Origin of the sequence: Acinetobacter sp. MF4642 (assembly GCF_002018925.1) — a bacterium.
Lineage (GTDB): Bacteria > Pseudomonadota > Gammaproteobacteria > Pseudomonadales > Moraxellaceae > Acinetobacter > Acinetobacter johnsonii.
In genome coordinates this window covers 156,043-170,436 of the sequence record NZ_MVON01000001.1, presented here as the reverse complement: position 1 = coordinate 170,436, position 14,394 = coordinate 156,043, and the positions used below count along the sequence as shown (strand labels likewise).

Here is a 14,394-nt window from a genome sequence, read left to right as displayed (position 1 = left end):
ATTTCTGCTCTTTTAGCTTATACCTATTCAAGTCTGGTCTTTTTTTGCTCAATTTAGCTTATAGTAAAACGTAGGTTGTCATGAGTCAGGGCTATGCAAGAGATTGAGTTTAAGTTTCAAGTTCCAGTTAAGAAGCGTAAGGCATTGCAAAAAGCTTTTACACTGCTCAAGGCTGAGCCGATTCATTTAGCAGCCCAATACTTTGATACAGCGGATCAAACACTTGCTAAGCATTGCATCGCGATTCGACGTCGGCAGGAAAATGATGAATGGAAACAAACTTTCAAAGCAGTGAATACCGCAAAAGTATTGAGTCGCTTGGAACTTGAATTTGATATAGCGCCACCTGAGACGACTACACTCGACTTAGAGAACTATAAAGATTATTCCGCTATCTACAAAAAATTAAAACGCGCTTTGGGGCTTCCACTTCCAACCCTTGAATTGCTCTTTGAAACCAATATCCAACGTTTACGCGTTTTGCAAAATATTGAAAGCAGTACAGTTGAAATTGCTCTCGATATTGGCAAAATTTTTAAAGAACAAAACAGTGTTGATATTTTCGAGATCGAATTTGAATTAAAACAAGGATCAACAGAGGATTTGATCGCATTTATACGACCTTGGGTTCAAAAATACCAACTGAGTCTCGACACACACAGTAAATCTGACTATGGCCTTCTAGCTGTTCGTCAGCAAAGTTGCTTTCCTGCACAGTATCAAACACTTCTTCTACTGAACAGAAGCTCAAGAGAAACTGAAGCGCTACAAAGCATAGTGGCCAATTGCTTACAGCACTTACTTCCGAATGCCAGTTCAATTGCTCGACAGCAGTACTCCACTGAGCATGTGCATCAGGCCCGCGTGGCAATCCGCCGCTTGCGTACCGCACTGAAAAGTTTTGCTGCATGGTCGGAGGCTACGCAACCGCACTGGAAAACGGAACTCACCACTATTTTTCAAGCCTTAGGTGGAACACGTGACATCGATGCGCTAAACGAAGACTTACTCCCTCAACTGATTGAGGCAGGTTATCCTTTAGACCATCTTGCTCCAAATACAGAAGCCATCACTGATGTCTGCGCCCTATTCCAACGAGCAGAAACGACGCAACTTTGGCTTGAATTAATTTTATTTACAGAGCAAGAACTAGATTCGCCTTCAAAAGCCAAACTGAAAAAGCATGCACTCAAAGTTATACATGCTTTACACGATAAAATATGTGCACATGCCGAGCACTTTAGCCAGCTTGAAGATGAGGAAAAACACCGTATTCGTAAACAAGTCAAACAACTGCGTTATAGCATTGAGTTTGTGACGTCTTTACTCGATGTAAAAGCATTAAAAACCTATTTAAAAAAACTCAAAGCAGTTCAGGAAAGCCTAGGGCACTATAATGATTTGGTGGTTGCAGATGCCTTATTTCAACAAGCCCCTGAACCAGAAGCTGCTTATAGTTTTGCCACAGGATGGATCGCCGCGGAAAAAAATAGAATGCTGAAATTGGTTGAACAACAGCTGATGCTGTTCAGTCAAACCAAAAAGCTGAAATAGTCTTTTAAATTAAAATATAGATCAGCAGCGAAAAGTTCTTCTATAGGTGAATTCCCTGTCTACACCTAAGTTAACGATACTTGCCGTACACCTTCCACGTATTGTTATCTGCTAAGGGGGCGTTATAGCTATCACTGCGCTGCTTACGTGGTTTGTCTCGTGCATCGACCAGTTCAAAGTGTGCTTCGGTACTTAACACGATACCATTTACATAAAATCGGGTACGGGTATATTCACTCTGCCCATGCTGAAACACATAGGTTCTGAGGTCAATAAATTCCCTATGCGCAACCAAGGCGGCGTTATCATCGCTGTCCAACCAAGCGCGCATGGCTTGGACTTGCTCTGGCTCAAACTGCCCACATTTTTCGATTAAGCTTGCAATACCGCGAAAACTTTTAGATTCTTTGGCGCGGGTTTTATTAATCCGAATACGATCGACGTGAAAATAAAACAGCGGTAAGTTCAAATGACTAGGTAAATGAATTGCATCCAACACTTCATCTTCCATAAAAGGTTGGAACAAGTCTTGTGCCCGCTCAATCAAACCCATCCACTGACGGTAGTAGTCCTCAACTTCCGCTTTCGTGCCATAGTAGATCGGTAAGCCTTCGACATTGGCTAAATTTTGTGGTGGCCAAATGTTTTGACGCAATAAAGCAATATCACTTTTTACCGCAATCGCGTCTTGCATGGATATTCTCTATTTTATTGCTTAGGCTATTTTTAGATTAAGGCAAAGGTTTAGTTTCTGCAAGGCTTTGCCTATAATGCAGTCTGAGTTATTTATGTATTTTAGGACAAGTTCATGGTTCAGAAGATTGAAGCAACAGATGTAACCGAAGAAGAAGCGTTGAATGCTGCTTTTTTTGAACGTGCAGATGAATTTATTAAGCAAGCCAACGATTTTTGTCGCACTGAAAAAGGTTCACAAGTGAAACCTGCTGAAATACGTGGCCAAGTAAGTGCCGCGATGTTGTTTGGTACAGCCCGTTTTAACACGTGGGTGGCAGCCAACAACTTTAAAGATGGCGATGAAATGCGTGAGGCCAAAGAGCAAGTGATGTCTTATATTTTGCAGCAGTTCCAAATGATGCTTGAAGACAACTATGATGAATATTGTGAACAGTTTGAAAACTACCTTCGTTTCCGTCATAACGAAGAATTTCATGCCAACAAGCATGACCACAAACACGATCACTGATCAATCAAAGCCTGCTTCGCGCAGGCTTTTTTCATTTCGTCGTATTTGAAACGAAATACAATGTTGCAACACCTCAATTTACAGTATGGTAATCGCTAAGGAATATGACTTAGGGAAGAACATGCAGCATTTGGACTTTGCACTCATCGATCCACACATCCATCAGTGGGACCCCTATAACACGCCACATGCAGCGGCTTTGGCAGTCAAATTATTGGGTAAGCATCCTAAGCTTTTGGACAAAATGGTTCGTTTGGTGAAACCTAAAGATCTGATTGAAACCCTAGGCCTAACCCGTCATATCACACGTCCTTATTTGCCCCAAGACTATAAACACGATACTGGCCCATACACAGTAGAGCAAGTGGTACATGTTGAAGCCAGTTGGCATCACAGCAAAGGTAAAGGCGTGGTTGAGGAAACTCAATTTATTGAGTCTTTAGCTTTTGGGGCAGATACGGTCAAATTGGGTGGCATTGTCGCAACAGCTGACCCACGTGATCGTAACTTTAAAAAGATCCTAAAATTACACCATAAAGCTTCACCACACTTTCGTGGTATTCGTAAAATGGCGTCTTTTCATGAAGACAAAGAAATCCATGCGTGGACAGGTGAGCCACAGTTATATCGCAATAAAAAATTTCTCAAAGGTTTCGAAGTACTGTCCCAATACAACTTGAGTTTTGATGCTTGGGTTTATTCGACACAGCTTGAAGATGTGATTTATCTGGCCAAGCAGTTCCCAGAAACTTCCATTGTGCTAGACCATTTGGGTACACCTGCGGGTTTATTTGGTCCAATTGGTGCAAATACAGGCATAACGCAGACGGCACGCGAAAATATTCTCTTTCGTTGGAAGGACCACTTAGCTGAACTTGCAAGCTGTCCAAACGTCTATACCAAAATGTCAGGACTATTCATGCCTGTATTAGGACATCGTTTTCATAAAGAAGGCCGACTGGCTTCCAAACAAGAAGTCTTTGACCTTGCACATCCCATGATTACACATGCCCTCACCTGTTTTGGAATCTATCGAGTAATGTTTGCCTCGAACTTTCCTATGGATTCGGTCAGTACATCGTTGGTGAATATTATCGATGCCTTTAGCGATGTCGTCGCTGCCTATGAGCCTGATGCTTTAGAGCGCGTATTCCATCACAATGCCAAACAGTTTTATCGGCTTTAATTAAAAAAATAAGAAAACTAATTTCTAAAAGCTATAACAAAAAGAACCCCTCAATTTTGAGGGGTTCTTTTAAATGAAAACTGAAATCTTTACTTTTTCAGCGCTGGTTGCGCTTTGCCATATTGGTCAGCCATCACTTCAACCAACTGATCCAGCTTAATATACTTCTGAATCACCGCATCAACATCGGCTTTGCCAATTTTTGCCAATGCTAAATCACGCTGTTCGCGATCCAGTAAAGTACGATTTCGCTTCATTTGAGGAATTAACATACGATGGATATTGCGACTATCTTCAAGTGCAGTCACACGCTTTTTCAAAATATCAGCCTTGGCAGCTTCCACTTCCTGTTCAGTAACGCCTTTGGCCAGTAACTCATTCAAGACTTTATACACCGCCTGAGACACTTGAGCCGATTTGCCTGCGCTATAGTTTGCATCAATCGTTAGCGCTCCTGACTCCGTCCAGTCATCCAGCGAAATGCTGCTGCCAAAACCATAGACCAAGGCATTCTTTTCACGTAGCTCTTGCGCCAAACGAGAAGATAATTGTGACTCACCTAAAATGTGCTCGAGTACCTGTAAGGCAGGTGCATCTGGGTGGTATGTGCCTACAGGGAACGTCATAATACTCTGATAGCTACCAAACTCACGCTGCTCTGACAGTGCATGTACACGCTGCGCTTTATATGCCGTAAAGTCAGAAGTAATCCGCTGATAAGGCGCTGCCGAATTCCAGTTTGCAAAAGCCTGATTTAAAGTCTTTTTCATCTTTTTCGTATCAATCACACCCGTTACCGAAATTTGTGCATGATTCATCGCAAAAAACTGCTGATACAACTGTTTAACCTGAGCTTGTGTTGCGGCCTGATACTGCTTCTTGACATATTCAGGCTCGAAGTGATGTCGAATATCCCCAATTGGATACGTTTCAAGTAAACGAGCAATGGTTAAAGCCGCTACAGTTTCAGGTTCAGTATACGGCCGATCTAGACTTGCTAAGCTTTGTGACTTAATCAAATCAAACTGGCTTTGTTCAAAAGTTGGATTTTTAAGGACATCAATCACGAAGTTAAAAAATTCATCAAACTTTTCTTTCTTCGCCACGATTGAAATATTAATCCCATTGCCATTACTTGCTGCACTTGCACCTCCACCCGCATCTATAGAATGATCGGCAATATCTTGCAAGCTATATTGAGTTGAAGCTCTGAGCAGTAAATAAGAAGTCAGGTCTAATAACTCTGCTTTATTAAACAAACTTTCTGCAGTACCAAAATCAATCGAAATGGTGGCATAAGTCTTATCATCACGCGTAGTACTTGGGTACAGCGCATATTGCATGCCATTTTTTAACTTGCCACGCTGAATTTGTTTTTCAGCACTTTCTAAATATTGCTTTGAACTTTTTACATATCCAGCCACTTCTGCCTTATACGCACTGACATCTTTCAATGGTTCTTCAGCCACTGCTTGTTGGTCTAAAGTTTTTGCTGGGGTCGCTTCTGCCGCTTGTTCAAGTGCTTTTTTCTGATCTTCTGGGGTTGGTAAAATTGTGCCTGAAATACGATGCTCGGGTACTAAAAAGTCATCTAAACGTTGGTTCACATCAGTAACGCTGAGCTGTTGTAAGTGTTGCTGATCTTTAAAGTATTGTGTCCAATCACCATTGGCAGAAACCACGTAGTCACTGAGCATACCACCGACTGCCGTTGCGCTGCTGAACATGCTTTCTTGGGCATTTTTAATCATGCTCTTCACGCGGTTGAGCTCAATCTCGTTGAAGCTTGGTGTCTTTTCTACTCCAGCAACCAAAGCCGACTCGACTTTTTTCACATCATGGTTGGGTGCATAAACTGCGCCCATAAACACCATATTGAAATCTTGGTCTAACCATGTGGTCGACTGAACAGCTGTCGCCGTTCCCGTTTCTACAATGCTTTGGTACAAATGTCCACTGGGTTGCATGGTGTATAAATACGGTGACACCGCCAGCGCAGTCTTAATGTTCTCGTTTTTACCATTCAGGTAGATATTATATTTGGCGAAATTACTGCCTTTTTTCACCACAAACTGGCGATCTTTAATCTTACTGGCATCTAAGACAGGCACTTTAACTTTCGCAGGCACAGCGCGCGTTTTAATCGCACTAAACTTTTCATCAATCTGCTTCAGTACAGCTGCTTGGTCAAACTTACCTGAAATGACAAATACCGCATTATTCGGTGCATACCAGTCACGATAAAACTTATTCAGTTCAGCCATTTTGATTGACTGTAACTCATTTAGATCACCAATCGGTAAACGCCCTAAATATTGATTACCATAAGCAGACTTCCACATCTGATCCATGAGTACCGAAAAAGGCTGATCCATACGGACTTCACGCTCGCGTTTTACAATCGCGATTTCAGACGGTACATATTTTTCTTGGAGCACCAAGCCGTCCATACGCTCTGCTTCAAGATGAATCAGCTCATTAATCGCATTTTGTTCAGGACGAACCACATTAATATATTTGGTTGAATAATAGTCCGTGCTGGCATTATTCATTAAACCGTACTGATCTAAACGGCGCTGAAACTCGTCCCCTGGAACATTTTTAGTTCCCTTGAACGCTAAATGTTCCAGTAGGTGCGCCAAACCGCCCTTACCTTTGGGATCGTTCAATGAACCAGTCAAATAGACCATATTCATATACACTTTATTTTCTTTATCGTTTGGCGCAAGAATAATACGTAAACCGTTATCTAATTTATATTCTTCAATTTTCTGTTCCGATTTTACCAATACGGGTTGTGCCCATACTGTGCCCCCAAAGCCAAGTAGCAATACCGACAAACTCAATGTTTTAAAACGCATTAACATTATTTTTCCAAATAATTCGACAAAATATGAATGATTCTCAACATCATAGAGGAAAGTGAAATTATTTTTATAGTAATTTGGTGAAAAATAGCATTTTAATCAATGCTTATTTTTCACCAGTAGTTTTAATTTAAGAGAATTACAACTTAATCTAAGTAAAGTTCAGCCGTCATATATAACTTGGCATAGCCAGAAATTTGGATTCGTGTTTCAGACTGAATATCACAGTAAAGCAATCCTCCACGGCTCGATGCCTGATAGGCAAGCAATGAGGTTTTACCCAACTTCTCCGCCCATAGAGGTGCAAGACCTGTATGCATGGAGCCTGTCACAGGGTCTTCATTGATGCCTTTATGCGGTGCGAAATAACGCGCGATATAGTCATAGTCTTGCGACGTTGAAGTCAGGGTAACATCCAAGTTTTCAGCGGTAATAGCAGTACTGACTTTGTGCTTTTCTGCCATTTGACGAATTTTATCCAAGTTCGGTTTGGCATCCTTAACGGCCTGCTCAGACTCACAGACTAAAATATAAGCCTGTGGGTTTAAATAGACTTCTTTAATTTCACAATCGACCAACTCATGAATTTCCGCAGGATAGTCTTCTAACTTTTGCGGTGCACGAATTGGAAAATTCATATGAATCTTGCCGTCAGCATCTTGATCAATGATAAAAATACCCAAGTCTTTTACATGAAACTGGATACGTTTAGCATCGGTATAATCGCGAAACAGGACGAAACTACTGGCTAAAGTCGCGTGCCCACAAAAGTCTACTTCAACCTGAGGAGTGAACCAGCGAATTTCAAAGTTTTCAGCATCAATCACTTTCACAAAAGCCGTTTCTGCCAAATTGTTTTCCAGGGCAATATTCTGCATCAAATCTACTGCTAACCATTCATCACGCACAATCACAGCTGCAGGATTACCTTTGAATAATTCAGTTGTAAAGGCATCGACTTGATACATTTTCATCGTTTTTCTCCTAAATTGAAGCTTTATTTTGCAAAAAACTGCGCAAAAAAGTAGATACAGTTTTTCGTCATTTATGGATACACGCCCAATAAAAAGAAGCCTAATCATGAAGATAGGCTTCTTTTCAGTTCATAAGCTATATATTTCTCAGCTTAGACTTCTTTTAAGTCCACATTGTCTTGCTCAAAAATGCGCTTATCTGTTTGACCTAAGACTTGACTGGTCACGACACCTGCGGTCATCGAACCATTCACATTCAAAGCTGTGCGACCCATATCAATTAAAGGCTCAATTGAAATGAGCAGTGCAACCAAAGTCACAGGCAAGCCCAACATTGGCAGGACAATCAGCGCTGCAAATGTTGCACCACCACCTACACCTGCCACCCCAATCGAGCTCAAGGTCACGACACAAACCAAAGTCAAAATCCAAAGTGGATCGAGTGGATTAATGCCAACTGTCGGTGCAACCATAACAGCCAACATCGCAGGATACAGCCCCGCACAGCCATTTTGCCCAATGGTCGTACCAAATGAGGCTGAAAAGCTGGCAATTGACTCAGGTACACCCAAACGTCGTGTTTGCGCTTCAATATTTAAAGGAATACTGGCAGCACTTGAGCGGCTGGTAAATGCAAAGGTCAGCACAGGCCAAACCTTTTTAAAGAACTGAATTGGGTTCACGCCTGTGAGCGCCAAAATCACGGCGTGCACGATAAACATAATCGCCAAACCGATATAAGACGCAACCAAGAAGCCACCTAAGTTTAAGATGTCCACCATTTTAGAATTGGCCACAATATTGGTCATGAGTGCGAACACACCGTAAGGCGTGAGCATCATAATTAGACGCACCAACTTCATGACCCACGCTTGCAAGATATCAATTGCAGACAACAGCTTTTGCCCTTTCTCAGCATCCGCTTTCATGAGGTTCAAGCCTGCAATGCCTAAAAACACTGCAAAAATGACTACACTGATAATTGAGGTTGGATGTGCCCCTGTCAGCTCGGCAAAAGGATTGCTCGGAATAAATGACAGAAATAAATCAGGTACTTGCAAGTCAGCCACTTGCCCGACATAGTCAGTTTGAATCGTATTTAAACGTTCAGTTTCTTGTGCCCCTTGTACCAAACCTGCCGCAGTTAAGCCAAACAGATTGGTCACCACCACACCGACAAATGCAGCAATTGCTGTGGTAAATAACAAAGTTCCAATACTGATAAAACTAATTTTACCCAATGAACCCGCATCGTGTAGCTTAATCACAGCGCCTAAAATGGAAACAAACACCAAAGGCATCACCACCATTTGTAGTAGTTTGACATAGCCTTTACCGACCAAATTAAACCACTGTACCGACTCTTGCAGTACAGGCGAATGCGTACCATAAAACCCATGTAAAGCGAGACCAAAAACAATACCAAGACAGAGACCTGCCAGTACTTTCTTCGCTAAACTCCAATCGGTTTTACGGGTTTGGCCCAGTAAAAAAAGCAATGCAATAAAAATGATGACATTGACGATTAAGGGGATATTCATATTGTTTCCCTAAATGATGCTGTCATAATTATAAATCAAAATTTAAACGGGCTTACTGTTTTGCGCCATATTCCACGCTGAATGTACAAATTTAGACTGAATTGGCAGTTTTAGAATGTGGTATAAAGCATTTAAACGGCTGTTAAAGTGTTCTTTTACATGACTCAATCTCTGCTTAATCCTCACATTCTGCCCGTCCCTTTAGAAAAAGCATATCGGCTACTCAACCACGGCCCAACCGTGCTGGTTTCCAGTCAAGATGATGAAAGCACCGATGTCATGGCCGCGGCTTGGGCATGCGCCCTAGAGTTTAGCCCAGCCAAAGTGACGGTCGTACTCGATAAATCTACGAAAACCCGCAGTATTATTGAAAAATCGGGTTTGTTTGCGCTGCAAGTCCCTACACTTAAACAGCTGAAAATGGTCTACGCACTGGGCATGATCAGTCAATATGATGCTCCTGAAAAGTTACGTCAGTGTGGGGTCGAACTTTTTCAGTTTGGTCACAGCCCAATTCCAGTGGTTGAAGGCTGTAGCGCTTGGATTCTGTGTGAACTCATTCCTGAACCGCATAATCAACAGCAACATGACTTATTTATTGGTAAAGTCATTGCCGCTTATGCAGATGATCGTGTTTTTAGAGATGGCCATTGGTACTACCATGAAGCCGCAGATGAATGGAAAAGTATCCATCATGTTGCAGGCGGGCATTTTTATACCATTGGTGATGCCGTGGATATTAATGCACTTAAAGACACTGATTAAATTGACTTCGCCTTTACTCCGCTCGACTAAAGACGGACATCACCCGATTGTTTTATTGTAAATTTCATCTTATAGTTCAAGTGTATTTTTTAAACAAATAGTCAAATGATGATGAACAGGACGTTCTCAAGCACCGTACAACTGAGTCTCTTTCTCTGCCTGAGTATGTGCTTGGGAATTGGCATCTTACGTTTTTCTTATACCGCTCTACTGCCGTCCACTCGCGAAGCCTATGAGTGGTCACACAATTTCGCCAGCCTACTCGGTAGCGCCAATCTGCTGGGTTATCTGATCGGAGCATTTTGGGCGATGAAGTTGCCACAGAATGCAAAAATGCCAATCTATATCATTTTTGCTGCGCTCTTTGGTTCAATCAGCCTGTTTGCCTGTGCATTTGCGCATTTTAACGAAGTTTGGTATTTGGTGTGGCGCATCATTTCAGGTATCGGCGGTGGTTTGCTGATGATTCTATCGCCCAGTATTGTGGCACAGTGCAGTGAGTTACAGCACCGTTTTAAAATTAATCTCATTGGATTTAGCGGAATAGGAATTGGTGTATTGGCAGCCACGCTGTTTATGCCGTATTTAGACCGTATTGCAATCAGTAGCGCATGGTTCATTCTCTGTGGCTTTGCATTTGTCATTACATGGTTATTATGGAGACTGGTTCGTCCTTTCCAAAAGCAACTACACAGCATCCCTACAAGCCAGCCCCAAACTCATACAGTGAATAAAATTTACTATAGCTTACTCATTGTTTATGCCTGCAGTGCCTTTGCGTATATTCCCCATTCTTTGTTTTGGATTGATTACTTAAGCCATGTTTTAACGCTAAATTTATATTGGATCAATTTTAACTGGATTTTATATGGCTTAGGCAGCGCTTTGGGTGCAGCGACAGCTTATGCTTTAGCACGTAAATTTGGCAACTTTCACGCTTTAAAGATTTTATACAGTGTCTATATTGCGGCAGTTTTTATTGCGGTTCTGAGTTTCTCGCCTGTATTTACGCTCCTGTCTTCATTTCTCACAGGCCTACTGAACCCTGCGGTGGTCTTTCTCACCTCCTACACCATCTTACAACTCTACGGCTTGGCCTATAAAAAGTTGTGGAGTATGGCAACACTCAGCTTTGCAACGGTCCAACTGGTCGGTGGTCTAAGTTTTAGTACCTTGCAGCATTTGGGTTGGTCATATCACTTTCAGTTTATGCTTGCTGCGGGAGTTCTCGGTTTAGGAACATTGCAACTATTTTACTTTACCCGTAGGACATCCACCTCCAATCCAACAACTAAAAAAGAAGCCTTTTAATCCTTCACATAGAAGGAAATCGAAAAAGAGTTGTAGGTTCCGTTATAAAGGGCCGTCCATGTTAAATACCTGTGATATTTTTAACTTACCTCTAAATACTACAAATGTACGGTTTAAGTATAAGAAAAGAACCCAATTGATGTGCCTTCTATAACCAATACAATTCACGCATTCAAACTTTTACAGCTGTAGATCAAAGCTCGGTTATTTCAATGCATTTAAAGTTAAATACGGATAAGGATTTACGGCTCCTTTTCCAGTCCTATAAATTCCATAGTGCAAATGTGGTGGCGTATTCTTGGCATTGCCCGTGTTCCCGACATAGCCCAATACTTCTCCCACTTCAACCCAATCACCCGTTTGAATATTAGGCGCATAAGCATCTAAATGTGCATAGTAGTGACGGCTTAAGTTTGGTCCCATTACCCATACTACTTGTCCACCTAGACTATTGAGGCCGACATCCAAGACAATGCCTGATGTAGCACTTAAGACAGGTGTTCCGCGTTTAGCGAAGATATCAATACCTTGATGTTTTCGTCCCTGACCACGTGCTGCCCCCCAAGTATCTTGTATCTGCTTATGGCTTACACCTTGTACAGGCACATTTAAGTTTTTTGCTAAAGGCGTCTTATATAACTGCCAATATAAATATGGATAACTCAAACCTGCTGCTTCACCCGAAACGGGTGGCTGACATCCACTCATCAGCAGACTTATACTTAAAATAGCTCCACTCAGAACTAAACGAGGCATGATTCAACTACTCAGCTAATTTTTAGATATTAAAATAAGATAAAGTTACCTTTTCATACTAAATGCCTCATATATTGAAAGATATCTTATATATGTAACGGCAAAGCCCTCATATAAAATGAGGGCTTTGCTTCAAATAAACCACGTAAAACTACTTACGCTTCTTCAGTTTTTTCTCTAAGGCTTTCAGCTTAGACTGATGCTTAGAGATCTTTTTTAAACGTGCTTTGATCTTCTGTTTTAATGTTTTCACAACATTATTCGACATAGGGTCCTCCTTTGGTTCAACTCCCTTTGATCGATTCTTCCTTGAAATGCCTTTAACATTCGTTCATGAAATAGCAATACGCCTAGCGTTGTTGCTGATCTGGGTTCGGTTGGTTTTGATTCGGCTGTTTTTGCTGACCTTGATTTGGTTTGGGTTGTTGTTGCTGTTGTTGCTGGTCTGGTTGTTCTTGTGGTTGATTTGGTTGTTGTTGACGTTGCTGCTGATTGTTCTGCTGTTGATTTTGTTGATTAGCCATGAGACTACTCCTTTATCATCTGCCGTAACATTCGACAAAGACCACCATACATCACTCAGCTAAAAACCCAAGCTATAAGCTGTATCAAAGTACTTCATTGTAATTACATATATAAATTGTGGTTAAGAATCAACTCTCCTTTTTATTTAACCTTACCTATACTCACTGAAAGCACAAATCCTTTAACCTAGTTTTACATTGCAAACCTATTTCCAGAGCTATTTTCAACACAACAAAAGAAAACCCGCAGTATGTGCGGGCTTCTACCAATTCAGCTTAAAACTTATTCCATATTTGCAATGATAGCCTCACCAAACTCTGAACAACGCAATAAGGTTGCATTTGGCATTAATCGCTCAAAATCATAAGTGACTGTTTTCGCCTCAATTGCCCCTGAAATCCCCTTAATGATCAAATCTGCCGCCTCAACCCAGCCCATGTCCCGTAGCATCATTTCAGCAGAAAGAATAATAGAGCCTGGGTTGACTTTATCTTGGCCTGCATATTTTGGTGCTGTTCCGTGCGTGGCTTCATAAACAGAAATCGCCCCACCAATATTCGCACCTGGCGCAATACCAATCCCTCCAACTTCTGCAGCCAGTGCATCAGAAATATAGTCACCATTCAGGTTTAAAGTCGCAATCACTGAATAGTCCGCAGGACGCATTAAAATCTGTTGCAAGAATGCATCGGCAATCACATCTTTAATGATAATGTCTTTACCATTTTTTGGGTTTTTAATTTTTACCCATGGCCCGCCATCAATGAGCTCACCACCGAAACGGTCCATCGCAAGCTCATAGCCCCACTCTTTAAACGCCCCTTCGGTATATTTCATGATGTTGCCTTTGTGAACCAAGGTCACACTCGACTTATCATTATCAATCGCAAATTGAATCGCTTTACGCACAAGACGCTGCGTTCCCTCTTTCGATACGGGCTTAATCCCAATACCACAGTTATCTTCAAAGCGGATTTTAGTCACGCCCATTTCTTCTTTGAGGAACTTAATCACTTTCTTCGCTTCAGGAGAGTCGGCTTTCCACTCGATTCCTGCATAAATATCTTCTGAGTTTTCACGGAAAATAACCATATCGGTCAGTTCAGGATGCTGAACAGGTGATGGTACGCCTTCAAACCAACGTACAGGGCGTACACAGACATACAAATCTAATTCTTGGCGTAGCGCCACGTTCAAAGAACGAATGCCCCCGCCGACGGGTGTTGTTAAGGGGCCTTTAATTGAAACTACAAACTCGCGTAGCGCATCAAAAGTTTCTTCTGGCATATAAGAGCCATAAATTTTATTGGCTTTTTCACCGCAGTAGACTTCCATCCACTCAATCGAGCGTTTACCACCATATGCTTTTTGTACTGCAGCATCTACTACAGTTTTCATGGCTGGTGTAATGTCGACACCAATACCATCGCCTTCAATAAAAGGAATAATCGGTTGATTTGGAACATTTAATGATAAATCTGCGTTTACGGTAATTTTACTACCATCCGCAGGAACGATGATCTTCTGATAACCCATTTTGCAGGCGCTCCCTTTTATTATAATTGGCAAATTTAAAAAATAATTGCCGATAGACAATACTTTCCACTCTTCTTATCGCATAATAGCTTAATCGAATTCCGCTGTTTTTGAGATTTATACGAGAAATAACTACATTTCTCTATTAAATAAATCTTGATATTTCTTATTTTAT

Annotated in this window: 12 protein-coding genes; 5 read left to right on the top strand and 7 right to left on the bottom strand. The window is 41.5% G+C overall.

Annotated features, from left to right (window positions below):
- The first annotated feature begins 93 nt into the window (after positions 1-93).
- A complete protein-coding gene (locus MF4642_RS00845) occupies positions 94-1,554 on the top strand; it encodes a CHAD domain-containing protein (RefSeq protein WP_078424986.1) in 1,461 nt (486 codons plus the stop codon).
- 70 nt (positions 1,555-1,624) lie between these two features.
- Here MF4642_RS00845 and MF4642_RS00840 read toward each other — a convergent pair whose 3' ends face one another.
- Positions 1,625-2,248, bottom strand: coding sequence for a hypothetical protein (locus MF4642_RS00840; protein WP_078424985.1), 624 nt, complete (start codon positions 2,246-2,248; stop codon positions 1,625-1,627).
- Positions 2,249-2,362: 114 nt separating this feature from the next.
- On the opposite strand from MF4642_RS00840, the gene MF4642_RS00835 reads away from it, so the two are divergent.
- On the top strand, positions 2,363-2,758 hold the full coding sequence (locus MF4642_RS00835) for a DUF3144 domain-containing protein (RefSeq protein WP_078424984.1): 396 nt from the start codon (positions 2,363-2,365) through the stop codon (positions 2,756-2,758).
- Between the two features lie 121 nt (positions 2,759-2,879).
- Entirely contained in the window at positions 2,880-3,944 is a 1,065-nt protein-coding gene (locus MF4642_RS00830) for an amidohydrolase family protein (RefSeq protein WP_078424983.1), read from the top strand.
- 89 nt (positions 3,945-4,033) lie between these two features.
- Here the strand turns inward: MF4642_RS00830 and MF4642_RS00825 are convergent, their stop codons facing one another.
- The 3 genes from MF4642_RS00825 to MF4642_RS00815 form a co-directional block, all read right to left on the bottom strand.
- Positions 4,034-6,811 carry a M16 family metallopeptidase gene (locus tag MF4642_RS00825; protein WP_078424982.1) on the bottom strand — a complete coding sequence of 926 codons (2,778 nt, stop codon included), beginning with the start codon at positions 6,809-6,811 and terminating at the stop codon, positions 4,034-4,036.
- A gap of 146 nt (positions 6,812-6,957) precedes the next feature.
- Positions 6,958-7,785, bottom strand: a complete 828-nt coding sequence (locus tag MF4642_RS00820) for a PhzF family phenazine biosynthesis protein (RefSeq protein ID WP_078424981.1) — start codon at positions 7,783-7,785, stop codon at positions 6,958-6,960.
- Positions 7,786-7,937: 152 nt separating this feature from the next.
- Positions 7,938-9,326, bottom strand: a complete 1,389-nt coding sequence (locus MF4642_RS00815) for an L-cystine transporter (RefSeq protein WP_078424980.1) — start codon at positions 9,324-9,326, stop codon at positions 7,938-7,940.
- Between the two features lie 159 nt (positions 9,327-9,485).
- Here MF4642_RS00815 and MF4642_RS00810 point away from each other — a divergent pair, with 159 nt between their 5' ends.
- Positions 9,486-10,091, top strand: a complete 606-nt coding sequence (locus MF4642_RS00810; RefSeq protein ID WP_078424979.1) for a flavin reductase family protein — start codon at positions 9,486-9,488, stop codon at positions 10,089-10,091.
- A gap of 108 nt (positions 10,092-10,199) precedes the next feature.
- On the top strand, positions 10,200-11,402 hold the full coding sequence (locus MF4642_RS00805) for a YbfB/YjiJ family MFS transporter (protein WP_078425064.1): 1,203 nt from the start codon (positions 10,200-10,202) through the stop codon (positions 11,400-11,402).
- 204 nt (positions 11,403-11,606) lie between these two features.
- Here the strand turns inward: MF4642_RS00805 and MF4642_RS00800 are convergent, their stop codons facing one another.
- The 3 genes from MF4642_RS00800 to icd form a co-directional block, all read right to left on the bottom strand.
- Positions 11,607-12,158 carry a M23 family metallopeptidase gene (locus MF4642_RS00800; protein WP_078424978.1) on the bottom strand — a complete coding sequence of 184 codons (552 nt, stop codon included), beginning with the start codon at positions 12,156-12,158 and terminating at the stop codon, positions 11,607-11,609.
- Between the two features lie 350 nt (positions 12,159-12,508).
- Positions 12,509-12,682, bottom strand: a complete 174-nt coding sequence (locus MF4642_RS16925) for a hypothetical protein (protein ID WP_004696738.1) — start codon at positions 12,680-12,682, stop codon at positions 12,509-12,511.
- 283 nt (positions 12,683-12,965) lie between these two features.
- Entirely contained in the window at positions 12,966-14,219 is a 1,254-nt protein-coding gene (gene icd, locus MF4642_RS00795) for an NADP-dependent isocitrate dehydrogenase (protein WP_078424977.1), read from the bottom strand.
- Positions 14,220-14,394: the final 175 nt, after the last annotated feature.

Excerpts from the sequence above, each read along its gene's own strand:
- MF4642_RS00845 (WP_078424986.1), top strand. The coding sequence starts at position 94 with ATGCAAGAGATTGAGTTTAAGTTTCAAGTTCCAGTTAAGAAGCGTAAG.
- MF4642_RS00840 (WP_078424985.1), bottom strand. The coding sequence starts at position 2,248 with ATGCAAGACGCGATTGCGGTAAAAAGTGATATTGCTTTATTGCGTCAA.
- MF4642_RS00835 (WP_078424984.1), top strand. The coding sequence starts at position 2,363 with ATGGTTCAGAAGATTGAAGCAACAGATGTAACCGAAGAAGAAGCGTTG.
- MF4642_RS00830 (WP_078424983.1), top strand. The coding sequence starts at position 2,880 with ATGCAGCATTTGGACTTTGCACTCATCGATCCACACATCCATCAGTGG.
- MF4642_RS00825 (WP_078424982.1), bottom strand. The coding sequence starts at position 6,811 with ATGTTAATGCGTTTTAAAACATTGAGTTTGTCGGTATTGCTACTTGGC.
- MF4642_RS00820 (WP_078424981.1), bottom strand. The coding sequence starts at position 7,785 with ATGAAAATGTATCAAGTCGATGCCTTTACAACTGAATTATTCAAAGGT.
- MF4642_RS00815 (WP_078424980.1), bottom strand. The coding sequence starts at position 9,326 with ATGAATATCCCCTTAATCGTCAATGTCATCATTTTTATTGCATTGCTT.
- MF4642_RS00810 (WP_078424979.1), top strand. The coding sequence starts at position 9,486 with ATGACTCAATCTCTGCTTAATCCTCACATTCTGCCCGTCCCTTTAGAA.
- MF4642_RS00805 (WP_078425064.1), top strand. The coding sequence starts at position 10,200 with ATGATGAACAGGACGTTCTCAAGCACCGTACAACTGAGTCTCTTTCTC.
- MF4642_RS00800 (WP_078424978.1), bottom strand. The coding sequence starts at position 12,158 with ATGCCTCGTTTAGTTCTGAGTGGAGCTATTTTAAGTATAAGTCTGCTG.
- MF4642_RS16925 (WP_004696738.1), bottom strand. The coding sequence starts at position 12,682 with ATGGCTAATCAACAAAATCAACAGCAGAACAATCAGCAGCAACGTCAA.
- icd (WP_078424977.1), bottom strand. The coding sequence starts at position 14,219 with ATGGGTTATCAGAAGATCATCGTTCCTGCGGATGGTAGTAAAATTACC.